We start from the raw sequence: 24,490 nt of genomic DNA on the forward strand, positions 1-24,490 counted from the left end.
CTCCTACAAGTCAATCCACCAGATCGACGATGCACGGCACGTCCATTTCGAGCATCGTCTGCGAGCCGTGTACACCCGGCATACCCATCGCGCCTTCCGTCTGCGTGCGTGAATCGACAAGTGTCACGTTGCGCGCGGCCTGCACGATCACGTCGCCGAGCACTTCGCGCGTGTGCGCCGAAACGGGCCCGAACAGGCCGGCTTCGACCGCCTCGTCCTTCGTGCGCACCCACGCCTTGCCCGTAAGCCGCGTGCGCCAGCGCTCGGCAAGCGCCCTGACGTCACGCCCCTCGTCCGCATACAGCATGACCGACCTCGGCTCGCCGCCGACCATCGCCACGTCTTGCGTGAGCCGCGGGTCGAGCGCGATGTCGATGCGTTCGGACGGGTCGGCGGCCACCATGCCGTGGTCGGCCACCACCACGATCGCCGTGCCACGCGGTGCGAGCCTGCGCAACGTGTCGAGCTGGTCGTCAATCTTTTCGAACTGCGCGACCCATTCCTCGGATTCCCAGCCTTCGGCGTGCCCGGTCTTGTCCACATCGCGCAGATACAGGTAGGTCAATCCCGGCTCCTGTGCGCTCTGCGCGGCGGCGCGCACGCGGGCGAGCGGGGTGTCATGCCCAATGTATTGGGCACCGCGCAGGGTGGCGCGAGTCAGTGGCGACGATTTGAAGCGCGTCAACCCCACGCTCGTCACACGCACGCCACGGCCGGTGAGCAGTTCGAACACCGTGGGCTCGTGTTGCAGCTCTTCGGGCGGCTCCGCACCGCGGAACTGGATGAGTTGGCTCATCTCGCCGGTGCGCGCATTGCGTTGCATATAGCCGGTCATCGCCGTCAACCCTGGGCACGTGCCGGTGCCGAACGTGGCCATCGCGGCCGTGGTGGTGCTCGGCGCGCATGTGGAGATGGGGCGCTGGTTGCTGGGCTCTTTCATGAGCGCGCGCAGGTAGTTCGCGTGCGCGAGGCGCATCGCGAGGTTCCAATAGCCCAGGCCGTCCACAAGCACCACGACCGCCGCGCGCGCCTGCGGAATGCCGAGCGCGCGCTGCAGGGCGGCCGGGTCGGCGTGCACGGCCGTCTCGACCGGCGCGCCGATCGCCGCGGACAGCGCCGGCAGCACCGATGAAATGTGGAGCGCGCCACCGCGCGGCTGCGAGCATGCCGGCGTGAACGGCGCGGGCACGTCCATGTGCTGCGCGGTGTCCAGCGCGTCGCCGTAGTGCGCGGTCGGCACAAAATCCAGCAGGGTGTGCAGGTCTGGGACGTCTATGCTCATGCCTTCCATGATGCCGCGGTTGATGGACGCGTGGGGGCACTCTGGCGCGTGTCTTCCCCCTGCCACCCGACTCCGCGCCGTTCGCCCTGCGCCGCCGCCCGGACCGCACGGATTGCTAGAATAGGACGGTTCACGTCGTTCTCGGGAGGGCAAGCAGCATGGTTTCGCGTCGCAAGTCGCAGGCAGCGGCGGCATATGATCCGCGCACGGTCAAGGAGCACATCGTCGAGACGCCCCTTGGCGAGGAGATGAGCAAATCATTCCTCGAATACGCGTATTCGGTGATCTACGCGCGCGCCCTACCCGATGCGCGCGACGGCCTCAAGCCCGTGCAGCGGCGCATCATCTACCAGATGGGCCAGATGAACCTGCTGCCCACGCGTCCATACATGAAGTCCGCACGTGTGGTGGGCGAGGTCATGGGCAAGCTGCATCCGCACGGCGACTCCGCGATCTACGAGGCCATGGTGCGCCTCGCGCAGCCGTTCGCGATGCGCCTGCCACTCGTGGACGGCCACGGCAACTTCGGCTCGCTCGACGACGGACCGGCGGCCTCGCGGTACACCGAGGCGCGCCTGGCGCCGGCCGCGCTCGGCATGAACGGCGACATCGACGAAGACACCGTGGACTTCACGCCAAACTACGACAACAAGCTCAAGGAGCCGGAAGTGCTGCCCGCGGCAATCCCGAACCTGCTCGTCAATGGCGCCTCGGGCATCGCCGTCGGCATGGCCACCAACATGGCCACCCATAACCTCGGCGAGGTCGTGGCCGCCGCCAAGCATGTGATGCGCCATCCAGGCGCCGGTCTCGACGAGCTGATGCAGTATGTACCGGGTCCGGATTGGCCCGGCGGCGGCATCGTGATCGGCCGCGCGGGCATCCGCGACGCCTATGCGCAGGGCCGCGGCTCGCTCACCACGCGCGCGGCGACGCATGTGGAAAATGTGACGGCCCGCAAGAAGGCGATCGTCGTGACCGAACTGCCGTACATGGTGGGGCCCGAACGCGTACTCGAGCGCATTTCGGAAGGCGTGAAGAACCATAAGCTCGAAGGCATCTCCAATGCAATCGACCTGACCGACCGCCACAACGGCACGCGCATCGTGATCGAACTGAAGACCGGCTTCGCCCCGGCCGCCGTGCTCAGCCAGCTATTCAAGCACACCCCGCTGCAGGAGAATTTCACGATCAACAATGTGGCGCTCGTCGATGGCCGCCCGCACACCATGGGTCTACGCGAGATGCTCGACGTGTGGATCGAGCACCGCCGCGGCGTGATCCGCCGGCGCAGCGAATTCAGGCGCGCCAAGGCGCTCGAACGGCTGCACTTGGTGGAGGGCCTGCTGCTCGCGCTTGTGGACATCGACGAGGTCATCCAGGTGATCCGCTCGTCCGAAGACGCCGAGACGGCGAAGACACGACTGATGCAGGTGTTCGACCTCGACGAGGTCCAAGCGCAGTACATCCTGGACCTGCGCCTGCGCCGCCTGACGAAGATGAGCCGCATCGAGCTGGAGGCGGAGCGCGATGACCTGCGCCGGCGCATCGAGGAACTGGAGGCGATCCTCGCTTCCGCCGATTCGCTCGACGCCGTGGTGATCCGAGAGATGGACGACGCCGTGGCCGCCTATGGCTCGCCGCGCCGCACCGTGCTGCTCGATGAGAACGAGGATGGCTCGTTGACCCCCGTGAAGACGCACGGTGACGATTCGCTGGCTGATTTTGCACAGTCCGCCGCGCTCAACGCCGCGAAGGTCTCCGACGCCGCCGCGGACGTGGCCGCCGCCAAGAAGGCGAGCGACGCCGGCATGGCCCAGGCGTTGCAGATCGAGGACGAACCGTGCGTCATCGCGTTGAGCGCGACCGGGCTGATCGGCCGCATGGACCCGAAGGCCGCGGATGCATGGAGTTCGCGAGACCCCGCCGCCGTGCAGAGCGGCAATGATGTAATCGTCTCGATGATCCACGCGAGCACGCGGGCCACCTATGGCCTCGTGACATCCGCCGGGCGTTTTGTGCTGGCGCATGCGGTGGAGCTTCCCTCCATCGCCGTCACCGAGCCGTTGAGTCTGGCTGGCGGCATCGATGCGGCCGAACTCGTGGTGTCGACCGAGCATACGGAACCGGTGGACGGCGAACGGGTGATCGCGGCGGTCGCCATCCCCGGCAAAGGCGAACCGCTCCCCTTGGCTCTTGGCACACGCCATGGCGTGGTCAAGCGGTGGAACCGCGAATCACCCACGACGATGGATTCGTGGAGCATCATCGACCTCAAGGACGGCGACGAATTGCTCACCGCACGGGAAGCCGCCGACGGCGACCGTGTGGTGTTCGTCTCCTCTGACTCCTCACTGCTGACCTTCGACGCCAAGCTGGTGCGCCCACAGGGACGTACGGCCGCTGGCATGGCTGGCATCCGCCTTGCCGAGGGATGCACGGTCCTGACATGCGCTATCGTGCCTGCAGCGCAGGTGGCATGGCATGAGGCGCAGACCGATGATCAGGGCGCGGTGACCGAAGCCGCACATGGCGCCGTCGTGCTCACGGTCGCCGGCGATGCCGACGCGTTGCCCGGTACCGAGAACGGATCTGCGAAGCTGACGCCGTTCAGCCTCTACCCCACCAAGGGCCGCGCGACCGGTGGCGTGCGGTCGCAGCGGTTCCTCAAGGGCCAGAACACACTCGTCAAGGCCTATGTGGGCGACTATCCGCTCGTGGCCTGCACCGAGCATGGCCATCCGGTGGCATTGCCACAGCCGGACATGCGCCGCGATGGCTCGGGCACCGAGCTCACGGCACCGATCACATACATGGCATGATATAGGAAGGGGGGCCTGCGGCGGTCTGCCGCAGGCCCCCTTGTGTTATGCGATCAACGCGTGGTGAACATGCCCATGAGCACGGCACCCACGGTAATCAGTACCGTGCCAAAAAGAATGAACGCCATCTGGCGTTTGGATTTGTGTTCGTGCAGGATCACGATGCCGCCATACGTGGAGACGATCACGCCGAGCTGCGAGAACGTGGTGGCGATGGCCTGCCCCACATGCGGGCTCGCCGCGCAGATGAAGACGAGCACATTGCCGACGGCCCACGACAGGCCGGTGATGATGTTGAGGGCGGTCTTCTTGGCCACGATGAGCTGCGTGTTCTTTTCGATGAACGTGATGATCGCGAGCGCTGTGAGCACCTGCCCCACCGCCTGTGGCAGGATGACCGAGGTCATGTAGTACAGGCCGTCGCCGCCGGTCGCATTGTAGATGTCGTCGCCGATGAAGCCGGTTTTGTGCAGCAGGTTCGGGAACAGGAAGTACATCATGAAGCCGAGCGTGGAGAACAACAGTGCGGTGAGCCCGGCCCGCACGTCCTTCGGCGAGCGTTGCACGGCGCCTTCGGTGTGGTCGCGCGCTGAGCACATCACCGCACCGGCGGTCACGAGGATGATAGCGAGCATGCCCACGGCCCACACATGGAGCGTGGTCCACTGTTCCAGCACAATGGCGGCCATGAGCGCGTTGCCGACCACTTGACCAGCGGTGGAGATGGGCATGGCGACCGATACACCGAGGGGTTTGAGTGCGGAATACTGCCCGAACGAGCCGATTGTCCAGAACACTCCCGAACACAGCCCCACGACCCAGATGCGTGGATTGTAGGCGAAGGCCCAGCCGGCGTGGGGCACCACATAGCACAGCGACACCGCAATGGCGAACAGCAGTGCACCGATGGTGGTGCCCAAGGTACCCTGACTCGGTTTGCTGTCGATCTTTGCCGTGATGATGCTGTTGGATCCAAGGAATACAGCTGGTAGCAGCGCGAGCAGCATGGTGGTCAAGGCGCACGTCCTCTCGTGTTGGGGGTGTGCCATCTGCGCACACCGCAATGTCGCGCCAGTCATTGTACGGCCGCTCGCACCGTGTTCCTTCCCCGCTTTTGCTCACAGCATGCGGAACTTCACCTATAGAGCTTCATGCCTTGCGGGCTAGGAGCGAAGCCGGCTGCCCGTAGCGCCACGGTGACGCCACTGCGCTGGGTGAGCGGAACGCCATTGCAATCCTTGAGTGTTACACTTCCGCCCATGTGGCGGTGCAGCATGTCCGCAAACGCCTTGCACGCCTGCTCCTGCAATGACTCCACCCCCGTGAACATGACCAGGCGGCCGGATTTCACGCCGATGTACAGCAGTACCTCGCCACCGCGTATCACGGCATACGATTCGGCTTTGCGTATCGGTTTGGCGGCGGTCCCAGACTGTGCCCCGGCTGCGTCGTGCTGCTCGGCGGTCATTTCGATGGGCGCTGGCCATGCGATGGCCGAACCGTACATATTGGCGGGATCAGTTGCGTCCACGGCCACCGTGCTCGACGGGCCGTTCGCATACTCGCGTAGCACATCCACCGTCTCGCGTTGGGCGAATTGGGCCGCGCCAAACCCGCGCACGAACATGCCGCGTGTCAGGATGCCCTGCTCTTCCATGCGTTTGAGCACCGGGTAGATGGCGGATAATCCACCGGGGATCCCCACCCGCTCGACGACGGGTTGGCTGACCACGCCGTATCTGTCCAACAGCATATCCACCAAGTCGATCGTCCGCTCTTCCGGCGTGCATGGCTCTCCGGCCGCCGTGACCAGCGACCAGAGCCCCGTGAGCGCCACGGGTTGGGCGATGCGTACGCGTGCGCGCCTGCGCGAGGAGGATGGCATGCGTGCGCTCACCGTGCCACTGGCTGCCGCACGGGCCACGGCGAATGCGCTGTTGGTGATGCGGCCCTCGCGCACCAATCCCCACAATGCGTCTTCGAACGCGGCAGTCGACCATCCCGCCGCCACCAATTCGCCTGTTGCGGGCTCGATCATCGACTCAGGGTGTTGTTCCCATATCACGCGGGCACGCTGCTCGAGCTGGTTTGCCGCATAGGCGCCACCTTCCTCGAACACCCGCACAATGGCGTCGGCCATACCCATCTCGTTTTCCGGCTGGGGCCCCTCACCGGACGGTGTGTTGGCGTGCGATGCGCAATGCACCTGCAATTGCACCGAATCGAACGGATAGAACGCCACTGCCCCCAACCGCTCCTTGCCGGCGGCTGGGCCGGCGCCAGTCCACACCACCTCGCCGCTGGCAATCAGTTCGTCCAGCAGCGCAGGCCGGTAATCACGCACACGCACCGGGAACACCGATTCCTCCCATACGTTGATGGGCAGACTGACACCTTCGAGCTGCTCCACGACGCGCATCACGCCATCCACGCCTTCGTAGCGTTCGCCACCAAGGGATCCCACACCCTGCCGGTCAAGCACAAAGGACTGGAATTGCGCCGGTTCCACGGGCTTGACCGCTTTACGGGCCTTGGCGAGCGACTTCGACCGGATGCGCTTGAGCACATCGGCGTGCACCCATTGCGGCACATCCACCGGAAGCCGGTCGTCGAACCTGCCGGTGAGCATCTGCCCGGACGCATGTAGCTCGTCAAGTTCGTGGACCGCCGCCTGTGCGGGCATGCCCAGATCGGCGATCATCTGGTCGGCGGTGAACGGCGCGTGTGTCACCGCATAGCGGTGCACACGCCCGCGCACATCCCCCTCGTCAAGGTCGTTCCAGAACGTGCGCTCGGCGAGCTGGGCCGCGACCGCATCGATCACGCCGCCGTCGAGCACCGAAGACACGTCATCGGAACCGAGCAGGCGTTCCAACACCTGCGGATCCATCGACAACAGCTGCGCATTGCGTTCGGCCTGTGGCACATCGTATTGGTACATGACCGACCCCACGAACCCGAACAGCAGATGCTCGGCCATGGGTGACGGCACGGCCGTCTCCGCGTCATGCACATCGATCAGTCCCGCCTGCATACGGGTGAGCACCTCACGCAGGGCGGGCACGTCGTAGACGTCCTGCAGGCATTCGCGCGCGGTTTCCAACAACAAGGGGAAATTCTTGTGGGCGCGCGCCGCCGTGAGCAGTTGCGCCGCCCGCAGACGTTGCTGCCACAATGGCACGCGTTTGCCGGGGTCGGTGCGCGGCATGAACAGCGCGCGTGCCGCACACTCGCGGAACCGTGCGGCGAACAGCACGCTGCCCGAGACCTGCGCTTCGACGATGCGTTGGATGTCGTCGGGGTCGAACGCGATGAGCGACGCGATGTCGATACGGCCGTCGCCGTCTGGCAGACGGATGAGGATGCCGTCATCCGCCGCATAGATCTGCCCGTCAACGGCATAGCGCTGCAACAACCGGGCGTTGATCGCGAGCGCCCATGGCTCGTGCACGCGCCTGCCGAATGGCGTGTGCACGACGATGCGCCAGTCGCCTTCCTCGTCGCGGCAGCGTTCGATCACCACATGCGTGGCGTCGGGCACCACGCCGGTGGCGGCGCGCTGCTCGGCCAGCAGCCGTGCCAGGTTGTCGATGGCGTTGGCGTCGAGGCCATCTTGGACAAGGCGGGCCTGCACGGCATTCGTGAAGCGCGGGCCGGGGGCGTGCGGGGCATCGGGGTGCGTCTGGCCGGCGCCCACAAGCCCCTGCGCCACGTCGTGCACCCATTGGCCTTGCGCCAGACCGAAACGGTAATCGCGGCCGTCGCCGTCGCCATGCCAAAACGGCAGGCGCGCGCTGCGCCCGGGGGCCGGCAGCACGATCACGCGGTCGTTGGTGATCTCCTGGATCTGCCAGGATGTGGTGCCCAAGGTGATGATGTCACCGACGCGCGATTCATACACCATCTCCTCGTCGAGTTCGCCGACGCGCCGCGGGCCCGTACCGGCCTCGCCTTCGGGAAGCACCACCGTGTAGAGGCCGCGGTCGGGAATCGTGCCGCCACTGGTCACCGCGAGGCGCTGCGCCCCTTGGCGGGCGGCGAGCATGCCGGATTCCTCCTCGAACACGAGTGGGGGCCGGAACGCGGAGAACTCCTCACCGTTATAGGCGCCGGTGACCATGCCCACCACGGCGTCGAACATGTCGCGCTGCAGCGTGCGGTACGGGGCGGCACGGCGCACGGTGCGGAACCATGCATCGGCGCTGATCGGCTCGAGGCTCGCGGTGGCCACCGTCTGCTGCGCGAGCACGTCGAGTGGGCTGTTGGGCACACGCAGCGGCTCGATGGCGCCGGCGAGCATGCTTTCGACGCTCGCGGCGGCGCCGATGATCTGTTCGCGCGTCACCGGGTAGATGAGTGCATGCGACACCCCGCCCACGCGGTGGTCGGCTCGTCCCACGCGCTGCAGGCCGGACGACACCGACAGCGGCGGCGCCAACTGGATGACCAGATCCACCGAACCCATGTCGATGCCGAGTTCCAGACTGCTTGTGGCCACGACGCATTTGAGTTTGCCCACTTTGAGCTGCTCCTCGATCTGCTTGCGCCGGTCTTTCGACACGGAGCCGTGATGCGCCATCGCGATGGCGTCCTGCGGCGCCACAGGGCCGACGAGTTTCGTCGTCGATCCGATGAGCGACCCATAATGCGCCGGCTCGTTCGACAGGTCGGGGCTTTTGCCCTGCCGCTCCAGGTAGAGGTCGTTGAGCTGGGCCGTGAACCGTTCGGCGAGTCCACGCGAGTTCACGAAAACGAGCGTCGTGCGGTGTGCAAGCACCTCATCAAGCACGCTGCGCTGGATCAGTGGCCAGACCGAGGCGGTGGGTTCGGCGCTGGCAGCGACCGTCGCCGGAGCCCCACTCCCGGCTCGGGCTGTGCTCCCACCTCGATGGGCGGCCGCCGATGGCGTTGCGGCTGCCGGGCGATCGGCTTCACGGGCCTTGCGCTCCGCCAACCGCTGCATTGCCGGCGTGACGCCGGTGATAGAGCCGGAAGACTGCGGTGTATGGGGCTTTGCGGCGTCCGCCTTGCCGGCACCGTCGCCCATGCGGCTTGCCGGCTCCACGACCTTGAGGTCGAGTGCCGGCCTGCCGCTCGCTTGGGCGATGGTGACAGGCCTGCTGCCACCGAGGAACGCCGCGGCTTCATCCACCGGGTTCACGGTGGCGGAAAGTCCGATGCGCTGTGGCGGTGTCTCAAGCCGGTCGTCGAGCCGTTCCAGGCTCAACGCGAGGTGGGCCCCGCGCTTGGTGCCGGCCACGGCATGCACTTCGTCGAGGATCACCGTCTGCACGGTGTCGAGCACGGTGCGGGCCTTCGATGTGAGCATCAGGTACAGCGATTCCGGCGTCGTCACCAAGATGTCCGGCGGCCTGCTGACGATTGCACGCCGTTCCTGCGGCGTGGAATCGCCGCTGCGCATGGCGATCGAGACCTCGGGCACGGCCAGGCCCATGCGCGCATATTCCTCACGGATGCCGTTGAGCGGCGTTTCGAGGTTTTTCGCGACATCCACGCCCAACGCCTTGAGCGGTGAGATATAGAGTACACGCACGCCTTTGCGTGGGCGCTTGCAGCCGTGCTTGCCACCGGCCGCACGCGCCTTGCGGGCGATGATGCCGTCGATCGCCGCGAGAAACGCCGAAAGTGTTTTGCCCGAGCCTGTGGGCGCGATGACGAGCACGTTCTCACCATTATGGATCGCCGGCCACGCCAGACGCTGCGCTTCGGTCGGCTCACCGAAGCCACGTTCGAACCATGCCCGTGTGGGGGCGGTGAAACTCTCCAAGCATTCGTACATATGTTCGATTATCGGTCACTCACCGCGCGCATGCAAGCGCGCCACGCGCACCACACGCGCATATGCCGCAAGTGCGATCACCGTGAATCCCAGCAGATACCACGGCAGGGCATGCATCGACCCCGACACGCGTTCCACCCCGGCGAACAGCACAGGGCTGACCAAGGTGGCCAGCGAGACCGCAGCGGTCTGCATCCCGATCATCGCCGGCGTGCGCGCCGCTCCAAACAAGCGCGGGGTGGCACGCACTACAGCCGGTGCAATCGGCGCACAGCCCACGCCCAACAGTACCGGCGCGGTCAATGCGCGCCACAGGCCGGCCATCGGCACCACCATCAGTACAACCGCACCGAGCAGCACGGCGATGCCGCCGACGACCATCCACACATCGCGCACCTTGAGGGCCACAACGCCCGCCACCACGGAGCCGGCGACCAACCCCACAAAGAACAGGTTGGCGTAGACGCCCGCCGTATGGATGGACATACCGCCGGCGTGCACCATGTAACTGCTGGCCCACAGCATCGTCGTCTGTTCCACCGAGGTGGTGGCGAACATCAAGACGATCACAGCCACCGCCGCAGGCATGGCCATAAGCGTACGCACCACATGCGGCCGGCGCATGTCGTGCCGCCAATCCCCCTGCGCGTACGGCGTCTCACCCAGCTGGGCCATCTGGGCGGCGGTCAGATGGTCACGCCATCGACGTGTGCCTGCCGCAAGCACCACGGCGAGCGCAAGCTGCACAAGGCCGATCGTGCGGTACGCTCAGCGCCAGTCGGCGCCGTCCGCGATGATCCAGCCAAGCACCGTGTGCCCCACGAGCGCACCGAACGCGGCCCGGTCGTGCCACGTGTGAGCGTCTCGACGCGTGTGCCCCACGAGCGCACCGAACGCGGTCGTGGCATGCAGCCAGGTGATGCGCGCGTTCGCCGAACGCACGGCCACATACGCGTTCAACGCCACCACAAGCATGCCCGATCCAATGCCATACGGTAGCGCGAATACGAGCAGCACCCAATAATGCGGTGCGAATGAGAACCCCAACAGCGCAAGCACGGTGAGTGCCACGCCCATGTCGACCGTGCGCCCGGAACCGAACCGGCGCGCCACCGGCTCCGCGGTTATCGCCGCCGCGGCGGAGCCTGCGGCGAGGACCGCGGCGATGCCGACCACGGCCACGAGCGGCGCGTGCACCCCCGCGCCCATGGCCGGCCAGGAGGCGCCGAGCAGTACCTTGGGCAGACCGATGGCCAGGAATCCAAGGATGACCTGCAGCGAGACGCCGGGCGTGCCAGCGCGCACGATGCCCCCATGTATCTGTTCGTGTGCCATGGTGCCCATCGTAAAACGGCGTGCGCCGGTCTGCCCACCCGCGCACGCCCAGTGCGAACGACGACCCACTGGCGGCGCATCCCTGCTCAGTGTGCGGCGGAGTCGGTCACGGAGTCGGACTTGGCATGGGTCTTGGCGCGCAGCCACTCGTGCATCACGATGAGGGCCGCGGAGAACAGGAGCAGGAACCATGGCAGCAACGCCAATGTGGTGGCCTGGGCGATCACGCCGAAGATCGGCGGCACAAGCATCGTGCCGATGTAGGCGCATGCCATCTGCACGCCCACAATGGCCTGCGAGCGGCCCGCCCCGAAATAGGTGGGCGTGGAATGGATCACGCACGGGTAGATCGGCGCGCACCCCAAGCCAACCAGCACAAAGCCCGCCACGGTGTTGACGATGCCGGGGATGGGCAGCAGCATGACCACAATGCCCGCGAACAACAGCACGGCGCCAAGCCGGATCATCTGCGGGTCGCTCATGCGCATGGTCAGGAACCCGCTGAGGAAACGCCCCACGGTGATGCCGATGAAGAACAGGCTCGCCAGATTAGCGGCCTGACTTTCCCCGATGTGGTCCACGCCCACCATGTAGCTGCTGGCCCACAGCATGGCCGTCTGTTCCACCGCGCAATAGCAGAAGAACATGATGAGGATCTGCACCGCGCCGGGGATGCGCAGCACGTCAAGAAGCCCCAGTGGCTTGCGCTTCGCCGGCTTCTTCGGTTCCACCGAGCCATCGCCGTCCGGCATCGTCACAACCTCTTCCGGCTGCGCGGCCGATCCGCGGGTGCGCCACAACGGCAAGCTGAAAATCAGCACGGCAGTCAGCACGACCTGCAGGATGCCCACGGAGCGGTAGCCCCACTGCCAGCCGTCGCCGTGCGCGAGCGTGAAGCCCATGATGTATGGGCCGATGAGCGCGCCGAGGCCCCACATGCAGTGCAACCAGCTCATGTGCCGGCTCGTGTAGTGCACGGCCACGTAGTTGTTCAGCGCGGCGTCCACACCGCCGGCACCCAGTCCGTAGGGGATCGCCATGAGCACGAGCACACCGTAGTTCGGCGCGAACGAGAACCCGAACAGCGCGGCGGCCGTCATGGCCACGGAGACCGCGGTCACGCGCCCCGCGCCGAAGCGCAATGTCAGCCGGTCGCTCAACAGCGCGGAGCACACCGTGCCTGCGCTGATCACCATCGAGATGCCGCCCGCCCAGCTCAACGGCGCGTGGATGTCCATGCTCATCGTGGGCCATGCCGCGCCGAGCAAGCCATCAGGCAAGCCCAGCGAGATGAAGGCCAAGTAGATTATGGCAAGCAGCAGATTCACCATGCGCGTCTCCTCGTCATCGTCGCCGAACCGAAATCAGTGAACGCATAAATAATATTCCGCGGGTAAGAAAATACGGCGTCCACTTCGAACGGACTCGAAATGCGCGCATGCCACTACACTGGCCCATATGGCCCTGACTATCGGATTCGTGTTCGACGACACCCTTGACGCACTGGACGGCGTGCAGCAGCACATCATCACCATCGGCACCGAACTCGCCCGGCGGGGGCACGACGTGCACTATCTTGTGGGTGAAACGCATCATTCCCCCGTACCGCAGACCGTCTCGCTCGCACGCAATGTGATGGTCTCGTTCAACGGCAACCGCATGCGCATTCCGCTGCCTGTATGCAAACGCGAGATCCGCGCGGCGCTCGCGCACAACAACTACGACATCCTACACATCCAGGCGCCGTACAGCCCGCTGTTCGGCGGCCGTGTGCTCGAATGCGCGCCGCAGTCGACGGGCGTGGTCGCCACGTACCACATCGCACCCATCGACCGGCGGGCGCGTTATGGCGGCCGCGCGCTCGGACTGATCAATGCCCATTCGCACCGGCGCGTCGACGAAGTGATCGCCGTGTCGCAGGTTGCCGCGCAATACGCGCAGTTCACCGCCCACACCCACGGCACAATCATCGCCAACCCGGTGAACGTCGAGAAATTCGCCACGGCCGCGCACAGGGCCACGCGCGACGCCGCGCATCCGCACATCGTGTTCCTGGGCCGTCTGGTGCCTCGCAAAGGCGCGCAACTGCTGCTCGACGCGCTCGACTACGGCGAGAGGCACGGCATGTTCCCGATGCCCGGACTGCACGTCACGATCGCCGGCGACGGCCCGCTCATGGACGACTGCGTTCAGCGCGCCGCCCGGCTGCGCACGCCGGTCCAGTTCGTAGGCACGGTCGACGAGGGCAAGACGGACCTGTTGGCGAGCGCCGATGTGGCCGTGTTCCCGGCCATCGGCGGCGAGACGTTCGGCATCGTATTGCCGGAGGCGATCGCTTCCGGCGCGGGGGTGACGCTCGCCGGCGACAATCCGGGCTACCGGTGGACGATGCGCGGCGATGAGGATGCGCTGTTCTCCGTGGGGCCCGACCATGCGCGTGTGCTCGCCGAGCGCATCACGCGCGCGCTGACCGATGCACCGTGGGCGCGGCGGCTGCATGCGCGCGAGGAGGCGCTGCTCGACCGGTACAACGTGCAAGCGGTGACGGACGAAGTCGAGCAGGTGTATGCGCGCGCGATCGCGGACCGCCGCGCCCGCGCATGAGCGATCAGGTGTCGATCTTCGAACGGTCGAAGTCGTCGGCGTTGTCGACGATGAACTGGCGGCGCGGCGGCACTTCGTCGCCCATGAGCAGGCTGAAGATGTCGTTCGCCTGCTCCGCGTCTTCCATGCGGATGCGCCGCAGCAGGCGCGTGCGCGGGTCCATCGTCGTGTCGGCGAGCTGGTTCGCGTCCATCTCGCCCAGGCCCTTGTACCGCTGGATGTCGTCGGCGTAGCCGATGTGGTCGCGGTCGAGCTGGGCGAGTTTGCCGGCGAGCTCGTCGTCCGAATACGTGTAGATGTATTCGCCCTTGCGCGGGCCGGTCAGGGCGATGCGGTGCAGCGGCGGCACCGCCGCATACACATGCCCTTCTTCGATGAGCGGACGCATGTAGCGGTAGAACAGCGTGAGCAGCAGGGTGCGGATGTGCGCGCCGTCCACGTCGGCGTCGGTCATCATGATGATCTTGTTGTAGCGCGCCTGTTCGATGTCAAAGGAAGCGCCGGACCCTGCGCCCACCACCTGGATGATCGCTGCGCATTCCTTGTTGGAGAGCATCTGCGCGAGCGACGCCTTCTGCACGTTGAGGATCTTGCCGCGGATCGGCAGCAGCGCCTGGAACGCGGAGTTGCGCGCGGCCTTGGCGGTGCCGAGCGCCGAATCGCCCTCGACGATGAACAGCTCCGCCACGTCGTCGTTGCCCGGCTGGCAATCCGAAAGCTTGGGGGGCATCGACGCCGATTCGAGCGCGTTCTTGCGGCGCGTGACTTCTTTGGTCTTGCGGGCCTGGATGCGCGCGTGCATCTCGCCCACGATCTTTTCGAGCACGCGCGCGGACTGCTCCTTGTACCCGCGCTTGGAGCCGGTGATCATCTCGGTGAACTGCTTGTCGGTGATGCGCGCCACGACCGGCTTGACCGGCGCGGTGCCGAGCACGTCCTTGGTCTGACCTTGGAACTGTGGTTCGGCGATGCGCACGGTGACGACGGCCACGAGGCCGGCCAAGATGTCGTCACGCTCGATCTTCATCTTCGAGTCCTTGAGGTTCACCTTGAGCTTGCGCGCGTTGTCTTCGACCGTCTTGCGGATCTGCTTGGTGATCGACTGCAGGAAGCCGTCGACGTGCATGCCGCCGCCGGGCGTGGCCACGACGTTCACGAAGCTGCGCACCGTCGTGTCGTAGCCGTTGATCCACCGCAGGGCGATGTCCACGTCGCATGTGCGCGTGATCTTCTCGGCGTGCAGGTTGCCGGAGTCGTCCACGACCTGCGTCTCCTCATGGTAGGTGCCTTGCCCGGCGATGCGCCAGACGGTCGACACAGGTTCGCCATGCGAGAGGAAATCGACGAAGTCAACGACGCCGCCGGTGTGGCAGAATTCCTCGACGCGCCGGTGCCCCGGTGTGGGCGCACTCGTGTCCACTGGGGTGGCCACCGGCTCCAGCTCCACCACGGAGCCCGCTTCGGCGCGCTCCTGGTCGAGCTCCGCATCGTTGCTGGCGAAATCCAGTTGTTCCTGCGACTCGTCGTGTGCACGCTGTCCGTCGTCAATGGATTCGGCTTGGTCCGCCTGGGCCTGCGCGGCATCCGTCTCCACAAGCTCGTCCACAGCCGCGTCGCCGGTCTCGTCGATGTGCTCGTCGACCACGGTGATCGTCAGTCCGGGCACGAGGAAGCTCGTCTGGCGCACGCGGTCGATGAGCTGGTCGTAATCGAATGCCGCCGAGGCGTTGAAGATCTCGGGGTCGGCCCAATAGCGGATGCGCGTGCCGGTCGTCTTCGCCGGCACCTTGCCGATGACCTCGAGTTCGGTAGGCCTGTTCTTGCGCGTCTTCTTGAACGGGGCATCCGGCGAGGGGTGTGCTGGGTCGGCGTCGGTGTAGACACCCGGATGGCCCTGATGGAAGGCCATGTGGTACGTGTGGCCGTTGCGGTCCACCTCCACGTCGAGACGTGAGCTCAACGCGTTGACGACCGACGAGCCCACGCCGTGCAGGCCACCGGCGGCGTTGTATGAGGCGTTGCCGAACTTCGCACCTGCATGCAGTTTGGTCAGCACCACTTCCACACCGGTGAGCTTCGTCTTGGGTTCCACATCCACCGGAATGCCACGGCCGTTGTCGGCGACTTCGATGGAGCCGTCTTTGTGCAGCGTCACGGTGATGTGCGTGCAGGCGCCGGCGAGCGCCTCATCCACGGCGTTGTCGATGATTTCCCACAGGCAGTGCATGAGCCCCTGGCTGTCGGTCGTGCCAATGTACATGCCGGGGCGTTTGCGGACCGCGTCGAGTCCCTCGAGCACGGTCAGCGAATCCGCACCATAGTCTTTCTTCGCCATTGCCTTCATTCTCCATCCATATGGCGCATGCCACGTCTCATGCAAAGGAGAGCGCAGCCCGTGGGCTCGCTCTCCTGGCGTCGGCCACGCCCGCCGGCGTGGTCCATGTCGATGCCGGAAGGCATCACTGATCGAGGAAGTCGCGCAGCGTCTGCGAGCGCGAGGGGTGGCGCAGCTTCGACATCGTCTTCGATTCGATCTGGCGGATGCGTTCGCGCGTCACGCCGTACACGCGGCCAATGTCGTCGAGCGTCTTCGGCTGGCCGTCCTCAAGGCCGTAGCGCATCTTGATCACACCGGCCTCGCGCGGCGACAGCGTCTCGAGCACCTGCTTGAACTGTTCCTGCAGCAGCGAGAACGCCACGGCGTCGGACGGGGCGATTGCATCGGTGTCTTCGATGAGGTCGCCGAACTCGGAATCGCCGTCCTCGCCGAGCGGGGTGTGCAGCGAGATCGGCTCACGGCCGTACTTCTGCACTTCCTGCACTTTTTCGACCGGCATGTCGAGCTCGCGCGCCAGCTCGTCCGGTGTGGGTTCGCGGCCCAGGTCCTGCAGCATCTGGCGCTGCACGCGTGAGAGCTTGTTGATCACTTCCACCATGTGCACGGGCACGCGGATCGTGCGCGCCTGGTCGGCCATGGCTCGGGTGATCGCCTGACGGATCCACCACGTGGCGTACGTGGAGAACTTGAAGCCCTTCTTCCAATCGAATTTCTCGACGGCTCGGATCAGGCCGAGGTTGCCTTCCTGGATCAGGTCAAGGAAGAGCATGCCGCGTCCGGTGTAACGCTTGGCGAGCGAGACGACGAGGCGCAGGTTCGCCTCGAGCAGGTGGTCCTTGGCCTTCTTGCCATCGGAGGCCGCCCACTTGAGTTCGCGCTTGCGCTTGAAGTCGAGGGTGTCGCCTTCGGTCTCGAGCAGGTGCTGGGCATACAGGCCGGCCTCGATGCGTTCCGAAAGGTCGACTTCCTGTTCGGCGTTGAGCAGCGAGACGCGGCCGATCTGCTTGAGGTAGTCCTTGACCGGGTCGGCGGTGGCGCCCGATGTGACCACACGCCGCTTGGGGTTCTTGCCGGTGGGCGCGAGCGTCTCGTCGTCATCGTCATCACGGACCACGAACGCGCCCTTGGCTTTGGGCTCCTCGGGCTTGGGCTCGTCGTCCTCATCCTCGTCGTCTTCCACCGCATCGTCGTCGGTGTCGTGCTCGTCGTCTTCGTCGTCGTCCATGTGGTCATGGTCGTCGACGTCGTCGAGGTCGTCGTCGAGGTCGATGTCCTCCTCGTCGATCATGACCTCGTCATCGTCGACGGGCTCGTCGTCTTTGGGCTTCGACACGGACTTGCGCGCGGTGGTCTTCTTCGGCGCCTTCGTCTGCGAAGCGGCTTTGGCCGTCTTCTTCGCCGTGCTCTTGCGGGTCGTGCGCTTGGCCGGCTTCTTGGCCGTGGTGGCCTCGTCTTCCTGCTGCGCCTCGTCCGCCTTCGTGGAGGCGGCCTTGGAGGAGGCCTTCCCCTCAGACTTCTTAGCGGCGTTCGACGTTTGCTTCGTGACCAAACTGTTCCTCCTCCATATTCATGGTTGAGCGACCCGCTGCAAGGCATACTCCCGCCAAAGGCAAATCGCTGACTATTGGAGTTAACCATGCAACACGGACGATTATTCCCGTGCTCCATCACATCGCCTCCCCTGCCGTGCACGCCTCTTTCGGTGCCTTCGGCATGCACAGCCATGCCGGGTGGATATCACGCAGCAGCGCCGCGATCACAATGCCCGCGAGCGTCGCGTCGTCGTCCATGGCCACCGCCTGCATCGCCATGGGCATGGCCCGGGCGTCGCCGATCCACCAACATGCATACGCCGCCATGGCGAGCGGCTGCGCGCAATATTGGTCCGGCACGACCTGCGCGCACTGTTCAAGCGCCGCGATGCCGCGTTCCACCCGCACACAGTCGGGTCTGGCCTGCGGATCGTCGAACGCCTCGGTGAGCATGCGGCCCATCGCGTCCCCGCTTGCCCGCGTATGCGGATGCACGGCGAATTCCATGATCTCCTCGCCGCTGCCGTGGTCCGTGCCCATGATGAGCATCATGATCAGCGCGTCACGCATCGCCAACGAATCGGTGGCCGTCACCGCCAATTCGCACAACGCCTGCGCCTCGCAATCCAATTCGTCGAATCGCGGGTCCTCAATCCATGTGCGCCATGTGTCGAGCACCGGTTCGAACCACAGCCGTGACGCCTGCGCCACACCGAGTTCGCGCCGCTGTCGCCTGAACTGCTCGTCGAGCGCTTCGCATGCCAGTTCGTCGCGTTCATCGACGAGCCGCTCGTTGAGGGGCTCGCGCGGCGTCGCCGTGACGCGGATGCCCAGTTCCTTGATTTCCATCGTGTGCCTCGCTTTCCGCCTGCTGGCCGGCCGGTCGCCCCGCGTGGCACCGTCGCCGCGCGTGCCTCAACTATCGGGCCTTGCCCGCGCTCCCGTCCACCCCGATCGACCCCTGTGGTCGGACGCCCTTCCATCCACATTTTCCGCGGGCGAACACCACCGGCCGCCGTGCACCCTGCAGCCATCAAACCGGCCCCGGCAATGTCGCAACACTGTGCGTGAATAACCTCTATGGCACTCACACGTCACGACCCGCAGCACATCGAAACCCGCATCCGTGAACTGGTGCGCCAATATGTCGGGCTTGGCTCGCGCCATGGCGTGCCCGCGGCGCTCGAGCCGGTCATGGACATGGTCGTCGGCCAGGCCGCCGCATCCAGCGAAGGCGGCAAACGGTTGCGCGCCCTGCTGACGATGGACACCTACGCGATCATGGCACCGCTGGCCCCCGGCGAACCGCACAGCGAGCAGGAACAACGTGCGCAGGCCGGTGCAGTGCTCGACCTGGCATGCGCGATCGAGGTGTTCCAGACGGCCGCACTCGTGCATGACGACATCATCGACGATTCCGACATGCGCCGCGGCAAACCGTCGGCCCACCGCGCGCTCGCAATGCGCACCAACGAATCGATCGGTATGGGCCTCGGCCTCATGCTCGGCGATCTACTCGCCACCGCATGCATCGCGATCATGGACGCATCCGCCTCTGCGCTGCCCCATGCGCAGGATGTGCGCGCGGCGTTCATCGCGATGCACCACGACGTGGAAATCGGGCAGGTGCTCGATCTGGCGATCGAACGCATGCCGCTCGACGACCCGGACGCGCTGCGCGGCGCCTCGGCCGAGGTCTTCCGTTGGAAGACTGCCAGCTACACCACCATCGCACCGTTGCACTTGGCGTTCCTGTCCGCCGGCATGAACCAGGCTGATGCGGCGCACCATGCCGAGGCCATCGGCCTGCCGCTCGGCGTGGCGTTCCAGCTCGCCGACGACCTGCTCGACGTCGTCGGCTCGTCGAGCGCAACAGGCAAACCGGTGGGCGGCGACATCCGCGAAGGCAAGCGCACCGTGCTGCTCGCCGACGCGCTCGCCGGCGCGAGCGACGCCGACGCCACGCGGTTGCGCGCGCTCTATGCCGCGCCCAACCGCACCGACGCACAGGTGCGCGAAGTGATCGCGCTGTTCGAGCGCACGGGCGCCATCGCCGCCTCCCAGGCGCGCATCCGCAGCAAGTGGGAGCAGACCGTGCGCGCAATCTGCGAGATGGGACTCGACGACGGGCGCGAGGAACAGCTTGCGGCCGTCTGTGCGCGGTTTGTTCCCGGAATATGCACGGCGCGCGGCGCAGACACCATGTAGAATGACGTTCGACATTGGCCATTGATTCGTGGTGCAGTACGCATCTTCGTGAAGGACGACACAGCAAGCATGAGTGAAGCTGCAAATATGCCCGAAAACAAGCTGATCGACGGGCGCTACCGCATTGTGCGCAAAATCGCGGACGGCGGCATGGCCACGGTCTATCAGGCGGTGGACGTGCGGTTGGGGCGCGATGTGGCGCTCAAGATCATGCACATCCAACTCGCGCAGGGACCGCACCGCGACCAGTTCGTGGAACGCTTCCGACGCGAGGCGAACTCGGCGGCCGCCATCGCGAACCCGCACGTCGTGCAGGTGTACGACACCGGAGAGAACGACGGGCTCGACTACCTCGTGATGGAATATGTGCACGGTGTGAACCTGCGGCACGAGATGCAGACGAAGCGCACCTTCAGTGTGCGCGAGACGCTGCGCGTCGTCTCCGAAACGCTCAATGGCCTCGCCGCGGCGCACCGCGCAGGCGTCGTGCACCGCGACATCAAACCCGAGAACATCCTGATCAACGACCGCGGGCGTGTGCAGATCACCGACTTCGGCCTGGCCAAGGCCGCCTCGCAGGCCACGCTCTCCTCAACCGGCATGCTGCTCGGCACCGCCGCCTACCTTGCGCCCGAGATGATCGAGAACAATCTGGCCACACCGCAGGGCGACTGCTATTCCGTCGGCATCATGGCGTGGGAGATGCTCACCGGGCAGGTGCCGTTCCTCGCGGACAATCCCGTGACGATGGTGTTCAAGCATGTGAACGAGAACGTGCCGTCGGTCGCCACGGTCTGCACCGGGATCGACCCGCAGGTGGCGCGGTTCATCTCGTATCTGACGAACCGCGACGTGAACGACCGCCCCGCCGACGCCTCGCAGGCCCTCGACCGTCTCAACGCCCTCATGCGCACTCTTCCGCCCCAGGCCCTGCAATACCGCTTCGACCCGGATGCGCCGGCACCGAACGCCACAACGGTGCTGCCAGTGGGCGGCAAGGCTCAGACAGGACCCACCGCCGCGAAGCTGAACGACCGCACACAGGCCGTACCGATGGCGGGTGCCGCGACGGCCGCTTCGACGCCGTACACACCACGGCCGTCTGCACCGCCCACGGCCGCCAACGCCGATGCCACGCCGACCCAAGTGCACCATGGCATGTCCACGGGCAAGCGCTGGGCAATCGGCGTCGCCATCGCCGCCGCGGTGTTGGCTCTGGGAGGCGCCGCGGGATGGGGATGGTGGTATTACGCCGGTCCGGGCAGCTACTACGAGATGCCGCAGATTGAGGCGTTGCACTGCCAGAAGAACGCGCCGTGCAAGATCGCCGGTGTGCCGTGGGCCGATTACGAGAAGGCGCTGAAGGCCGCCGGCATTGCGTACGAGACATCCAAATCGTACAGCGACACCGTGCCGGAGGGCGACATCATCTCCACCGACCCCGAATTCGTGAACGCGCATGTGAGCAAACGCGGCGACCTGCAGAAGGTCCGTGTCATCGTCTCGCAAGGCGTGCAGCAGTCGACGGTGCCGGACGACATCATGTCCTCGACCGACCCGCTCGCCTCGCTCAAACGCGCCGGGTTCACCAACATCGTGCATAGCGCCGATACGGACGAGTGGTCGCTCGATGTGCCCGAAGGCGAGGTCATCTCGATCACGCCGGAGGCCGGCACCACCGTCGACCACAACGAGCCCGTCGATGTGGTGCTCTCGAAGGGCCCGATGCCGGTGTCGATGCCCGAGGTCGTCGGCAAACCCGCGTCGGACGTGAAGGCGGCGCTCGAAGAGGACAAGCTCACCGTGACGACGAACGAGGAGTTCAGCGACACCGTGCCCGCCGGTCAGGTCATGTCGAGCTCCGAAGACGCCGGCGCCCAGCTGCACTGGGGTGACTCGGTGCATCTCGTGGTCTCGAAGGGCCCTGAGATGGGGACAGTTCCAGATGTGATTGATAAATCCCCGAGCGAGGCAACTAAAATCCTTGAAGAGGCAGGCTTCCGAGTCAAAGTCGAGAAAAAGTTGGGCATAGAAGTGCTCCATCGTGTCATTGAACAGAATCCCGCAAAAGATTCTTCAGTCAGACTACGAGATACTAATGGAGACCCCACCGTTATTACTATCAAAATTGTATAGTTCAAATAAGTAAGAAGGTGCGGGAACAGTTTTTTGACTGTTCCCGCACCTTCTTGTTCATAATTTCATTTGGCTACTCGGCTTTAGCGGCGTCAAGCGTCTGCTGTTCCTCCTGCATCTGCTTCTTGACGACCTGCGCATATTCGGGCACGTATTCCTGACCGCTCATCTGCTGGATCTGCTTGACGACGCGGTCGGTCAGTTCGCGCAGCATCTCGTGGGTCACCTGGTCGGACGGCGTCTTCGGCACATCGATCGGTGTGCCGTAGATCACCGTGCTCTTGCCTTTGCCCGGGATGATCTGCCCGGGCTTCTGGATCTCGCGCGACCCGATGATCGCGGTGGGGATGATCGGGCAGCCGGTTTCCAACGCGAGGCGCGCGGCACCGGTGTGCCCCTTGTACAGGCGTCCGTCGGGGCTGCGGGTGCCCTCCACATGGATGCCGAACAGCTCGCCGCTTTCGATGATCTCGCGCGCATGCTCGAGGGCGCCGAGCGACTTCGAGCCGCCGGAACGGTCCACGGGGAACACGCCGACCGACGTGAACCACCATTTCTTGAACTTGCCCTTGAGCCCCTTGCCTTCGAAGTATTCGGCCTTGCCCATGAAGTGAATCATGCGCGGACATGTCAGCGGCAACAGCGCGTCGTCGATGACGGCCAAGTGGTTCGCCGCGATGATGCCACCGCCCTGACGTGGGATGTTCTCGAGACCCACTGCGGTCGGATGCATGCGATGCCGTGCGATCGGCCCCAGCGTCTTCACGAAAAACCAATACAGCATGCGTCGGTTCCTTCCCCTGCGGTTGACTGTCCGCTTGATTACAGTAGTGCGTATGACTGACCACAACAATAGCAGCACAGGCGACTCGACAGGGGCCGCAGGGTCATCGGGCGGCTCGGGTGACGATTGGGAGGCGTTCCTCTCCGAACATCAACATGAACTGCACGACATCGAGCATTCGAAGACCGCCCGCAAGTTCAACAAGCACGCCGAACGGCAGGAAAAGCAGACGCTCGTCTCGGTGCACGACCTGACGAGCGACGCATTCGTGGGCGGTGGGGGCCCGCGCGACTACCGCTCGAGCTGGCTCGACACCGACGACGTGATGGACCAGTACGGCGCCGGGTTCACTCCCCCGAACCCGGACCTTTCCGACATCAAACGGTCACGGCTTGTGTTCGGCCTCATCTTCATGATTGGCATCGTCGGCATCATCGCCACCGTGTTCATACCGCACATGGCCTCCGTGCTGGGCGTGGTGTTCGCGCTGTGCATCCTCGTGGGTGCCGGCGGACTGTTGGCCCAGCACAAAGGCCATGACGAAACGAAGTGCGACGAATTCGACGACGGCGCGCGCGTGTGACCGCGGTGGTTCAGCCGCGGTGCGACTGGGCCACCGCAATCCATTCGTCGAGCAATGCCGCCGCCTTGCCTGAATCCACCACCTGCTGCGCGATTGTGTAGGCTTCGCGGAAACGGTCTGCGAGCGCGCCGTTGGACACCAGACGACCGTCGGCGACAATCGCCGAGGCGGCGTTCAGCAGCGCGGTGGAACGGAACGGAACCGGCTTGCCCGCGAGCAGGTCGCGCACGGCCTGCGCGTTCTGTGCAGGTTCGCCGCCGCGCAGGTCCTCGATGACGACCGGATCGAGGCCCAGTTCCGCAACCGGGTCGAACGTGGTTTCACGCACGTCGCCATCACCGAATTCCCAGACGCTGATCGGCCCGGTGGGAGCCATCTCGTCGAGCCCCTCGTTCGACGTGTAGACCATGCCGGTCTGCCCGTTCGCCGCATAGACGGCAGCCATGACCGGGCTCATCGCACGGTTCGCGCAGCCGATCGCCATATGCTTCGGCTTTGCCGGATTGGTCAGGGGACCCAGCACGTTGAACACGCAGGGCACGCCAAGGGCCGCGCGCACCGGCCCCACAAAACGCATGGCCGGGTGGAAGGTCTTGGCGAAGGCGAAGGTGATGCCCACCTCGTCGGCCACCGCGGCCACGGCCTGCGGATCGAGGTCGAGCGGCAGGCCGAGCGCCTCGAGGCAGTCGGCGGCGCCGCACTTCGAAGAGGCGGCACGGTTGCCGTGCTTCACGATCGTCACGCCCGCGGCGGCGGCGATGACCGCGCCCATCGTGGAGAGATTGACCGTGTGCATGCCGTCACCGCCGGTGCCGACGATGTCGGTGCATTCCGCCTGCACGTCGAGCGGCACCGCATGCGCGACCATCGCCTTGGCGGCGCCGGCCACCTCCTCTTGCGTCAGGCCAAGCTGCTGCTGCGTGGCGAGCACGGCGCCCACCGCAGCCGGATCGGCGTTGCCGCGCATCAGGTCATCGACGAACCACTCCGTCTCTTCCGCGGTCAAATGCTCCCCACGCACGAGTTTGCTCAGATTCGACTTCCATGTGACCTGTTCCATAGCGCT

At 65.5% G+C, this 24,490-nt stretch carries 16 protein-coding genes; 5 read left to right on the forward strand and 11 right to left on the reverse strand.

All coding sequences use genetic code 11. The features are described from left to right. Positions 1-10 precede the first annotated feature (10 nt). Positions 11-1,282, reverse strand: coding sequence for an alkaline phosphatase family protein (locus tag BPSG_RS06255; protein ID WP_026643963.1), 1,272 nt, complete (start codon positions 1,280-1,282; stop codon positions 11-13). Positions 1,283-1,440: 158 nt separating this feature from the next. On the opposite strand from BPSG_RS06255, the gene BPSG_RS06260 reads away from it, so the two are divergent. Further along, on the forward strand, positions 1,441-4,104 hold the full coding sequence (locus tag BPSG_RS06260; protein ID WP_026643962.1) for a DNA gyrase/topoisomerase IV subunit A: 2,664 nt from the start codon (positions 1,441-1,443) through the stop codon (positions 4,102-4,104). Between the two features lie 53 nt (positions 4,105-4,157). On the opposite strand, the gene BPSG_RS06265 is transcribed toward BPSG_RS06260, so the two are convergent. The 5 genes from BPSG_RS06265 to BPSG_RS06285 all read right to left on the reverse strand — a co-directional run bounded on the left by BPSG_RS06265 (position 4,158) and on the right by BPSG_RS06285 (position 12,570). Beyond that, complete coding sequence (locus BPSG_RS06265) at positions 4,158-5,111, reverse strand: GRP family sugar transporter (protein ID WP_033502186.1); 954 nt, start codon at positions 5,109-5,111, stop codon at positions 4,158-4,160. 128 nt (positions 5,112-5,239) lie between these two features. Next, positions 5,240-9,904, reverse strand: a complete 4,665-nt coding sequence (locus BPSG_RS06270) for a DEAD/DEAH box helicase (RefSeq protein WP_026643960.1) — start codon at positions 9,902-9,904, stop codon at positions 5,240-5,242. A 15-nt stretch (positions 9,905-9,919) separates the two neighbouring features. Then, a complete protein-coding gene (locus BPSG_RS06275; protein ID WP_051894176.1) occupies positions 9,920-10,651 on the reverse strand; it encodes an MFS transporter in 732 nt (243 codons plus the stop codon). A 21-nt stretch (positions 10,652-10,672) separates the two neighbouring features. Further along, positions 10,673-11,239: an MFS transporter gene (locus BPSG_RS06280; protein ID WP_034879117.1), complete on the reverse strand. Its 567-nt coding sequence runs from the start codon at positions 11,237-11,239 to the stop codon at positions 10,673-10,675. 86 nt (positions 11,240-11,325) lie between these two features. Continuing rightward, the gene (locus tag BPSG_RS06285) at positions 11,326-12,570 is read right to left on the reverse strand and encodes an MFS transporter (RefSeq protein ID WP_033502169.1); all 1,245 of its coding nucleotides are present in this window, start codon (positions 12,568-12,570) and stop codon (positions 11,326-11,328) included. A 127-nt stretch (positions 12,571-12,697) separates the two neighbouring features. Here BPSG_RS06285 and BPSG_RS06290 point away from each other — a divergent pair, with 127 nt between their 5' ends. Further along, the gene (locus BPSG_RS06290; RefSeq protein WP_026643957.1) at positions 12,698-13,843 is read left to right on the forward strand and encodes a glycosyltransferase family 4 protein; all 1,146 of its coding nucleotides are present in this window, start codon (positions 12,698-12,700) and stop codon (positions 13,841-13,843) included. A 4-nt stretch (positions 13,844-13,847) separates the two neighbouring features. Here BPSG_RS06290 and BPSG_RS06295 read toward each other — a convergent pair whose 3' ends face one another. The 3 genes from BPSG_RS06295 to BPSG_RS08330 all read right to left on the reverse strand — a co-directional run bounded on the left by BPSG_RS06295 (position 13,848) and on the right by BPSG_RS08330 (position 18,562). Next, complete coding sequence (locus tag BPSG_RS06295) at positions 13,848-16,187, reverse strand: DNA gyrase/topoisomerase IV subunit B (protein ID WP_371836406.1); 2,340 nt, start codon at positions 16,185-16,187, stop codon at positions 13,848-13,850. Positions 16,188-16,302: 115 nt separating this feature from the next. Beyond that, positions 16,303-17,730, reverse strand: coding sequence for an RNA polymerase sigma factor (locus BPSG_RS06300; protein ID WP_033502168.1), 1,428 nt, complete (start codon positions 17,728-17,730; stop codon positions 16,303-16,305). Between the two features lie 118 nt (positions 17,731-17,848). Then, a complete protein-coding gene (locus tag BPSG_RS08330) occupies positions 17,849-18,562 on the reverse strand; it encodes a DUF4192 family protein (protein WP_051592083.1) in 714 nt (237 codons plus the stop codon). Positions 18,563-18,793: 231 nt separating this feature from the next. On the opposite strand from BPSG_RS08330, the gene BPSG_RS06310 reads away from it, so the two are divergent. Together BPSG_RS06310 and BPSG_RS06315 are read left to right on the forward strand one after the other, a co-directional pair. Then, the gene (locus tag BPSG_RS06310) at positions 18,794-19,921 is read left to right on the forward strand and encodes a polyprenyl synthetase family protein (protein ID WP_026643954.1); all 1,128 of its coding nucleotides are present in this window, start codon (positions 18,794-18,796) and stop codon (positions 19,919-19,921) included. 69 nt (positions 19,922-19,990) lie between these two features. Further along, positions 19,991-22,057: a Stk1 family PASTA domain-containing Ser/Thr kinase gene (locus BPSG_RS06315; protein ID WP_026643953.1), complete on the forward strand. Its 2,067-nt coding sequence runs from the start codon at positions 19,991-19,993 to the stop codon at positions 22,055-22,057. 73 nt (positions 22,058-22,130) lie between these two features. Here the strand turns inward: BPSG_RS06315 and BPSG_RS06320 are convergent, their stop codons facing one another. Then, complete coding sequence (locus tag BPSG_RS06320) at positions 22,131-22,841, reverse strand: lysophospholipid acyltransferase family protein (protein ID WP_026643952.1); 711 nt, start codon at positions 22,839-22,841, stop codon at positions 22,131-22,133. Positions 22,842-22,893: 52 nt separating this feature from the next. On the opposite strand from BPSG_RS06320, the gene BPSG_RS06325 reads away from it, so the two are divergent. Then, positions 22,894-23,424 carry a membrane protein gene (locus tag BPSG_RS06325; protein WP_026643951.1) on the forward strand — a complete coding sequence of 177 codons (531 nt, stop codon included), beginning with the start codon at positions 22,894-22,896 and terminating at the stop codon, positions 23,422-23,424. 10 nt (positions 23,425-23,434) lie between these two features. Here BPSG_RS06325 and trpD read toward each other — a convergent pair whose 3' ends face one another. After that, entirely contained in the window at positions 23,435-24,484 is a 1,050-nt protein-coding gene (gene trpD / locus BPSG_RS06330; protein ID WP_026643950.1) for an anthranilate phosphoribosyltransferase, read from the reverse strand. Positions 24,485-24,490 lie beyond the last annotated feature (6 nt).

The organism is Bifidobacterium pseudolongum subsp. globosum, from assembly GCF_000741295.1.
GTDB lineage: Bacteria > Actinomycetota > Actinomycetes > Actinomycetales > Bifidobacteriaceae > Bifidobacterium > Bifidobacterium globosum.

What these genes read in the sequence shown, in the direction of transcription:
- BPSG_RS06255 (WP_026643963.1), bottom strand. Translation starts at nt 1,282, where the DNA reads ATGAGCATAGACGTCCCAGACCTGCACACCCTGCTGGATTTTGTGCCG.
- BPSG_RS06260 (WP_026643962.1), top strand. Translation starts at nt 1,441, where the DNA reads ATGGTTTCGCGTCGCAAGTCGCAGGCAGCGGCGGCATATGATCCGCGC.
- BPSG_RS06265 (WP_033502186.1), bottom strand. Translation starts at nt 5,111, where the DNA reads ATGCTGCTCGCGCTGCTACCAGCTGTATTCCTTGGATCCAACAGCATC.
- BPSG_RS06270 (WP_026643960.1), bottom strand. Translation starts at nt 9,904, where the DNA reads ATGTACGAATGCTTGGAGAGTTTCACCGCCCCCACACGGGCATGGTTC.
- BPSG_RS06280 (WP_034879117.1), bottom strand. Translation starts at nt 11,239, where the DNA reads ATGGCACACGAACAGATACATGGGGGCATCGTGCGCGCTGGCACGCCC.
- BPSG_RS06285 (WP_033502169.1), bottom strand. Translation starts at nt 12,570, where the DNA reads ATGGTGAATCTGCTGCTTGCCATAATCTACTTGGCCTTCATCTCGCTG.
- BPSG_RS06290 (WP_026643957.1), top strand. Translation starts at nt 12,698, where the DNA reads ATGGCCCTGACTATCGGATTCGTGTTCGACGACACCCTTGACGCACTG.
- BPSG_RS06295 (WP_371836406.1), bottom strand. Translation starts at nt 16,187, where the DNA reads ATGAAGGCAATGGCGAAGAAAGACTATGGTGCGGATTCGCTGACCGTG.
- BPSG_RS08330 (WP_051592083.1), bottom strand. Translation starts at nt 18,562, where the DNA reads ATGGAAATCAAGGAACTGGGCATCCGCGTCACGGCGACGCCGCGCGAG.
- BPSG_RS06310 (WP_026643954.1), top strand. Translation starts at nt 18,794, where the DNA reads ATGGCACTCACACGTCACGACCCGCAGCACATCGAAACCCGCATCCGT.
- BPSG_RS06315 (WP_026643953.1), top strand. Translation starts at nt 19,991, where the DNA reads ATGAGTGAAGCTGCAAATATGCCCGAAAACAAGCTGATCGACGGGCGC.
- BPSG_RS06320 (WP_026643952.1), bottom strand. Translation starts at nt 22,841, where the DNA reads ATGCTGTATTGGTTTTTCGTGAAGACGCTGGGGCCGATCGCACGGCAT.
- BPSG_RS06325 (WP_026643951.1), top strand. Translation starts at nt 22,894, where the DNA reads ATGACTGACCACAACAATAGCAGCACAGGCGACTCGACAGGGGCCGCA.
- trpD (WP_026643950.1), bottom strand. Translation starts at nt 24,484, where the DNA reads ATGGAACAGGTCACATGGAAGTCGAATCTGAGCAAACTCGTGCGTGGG.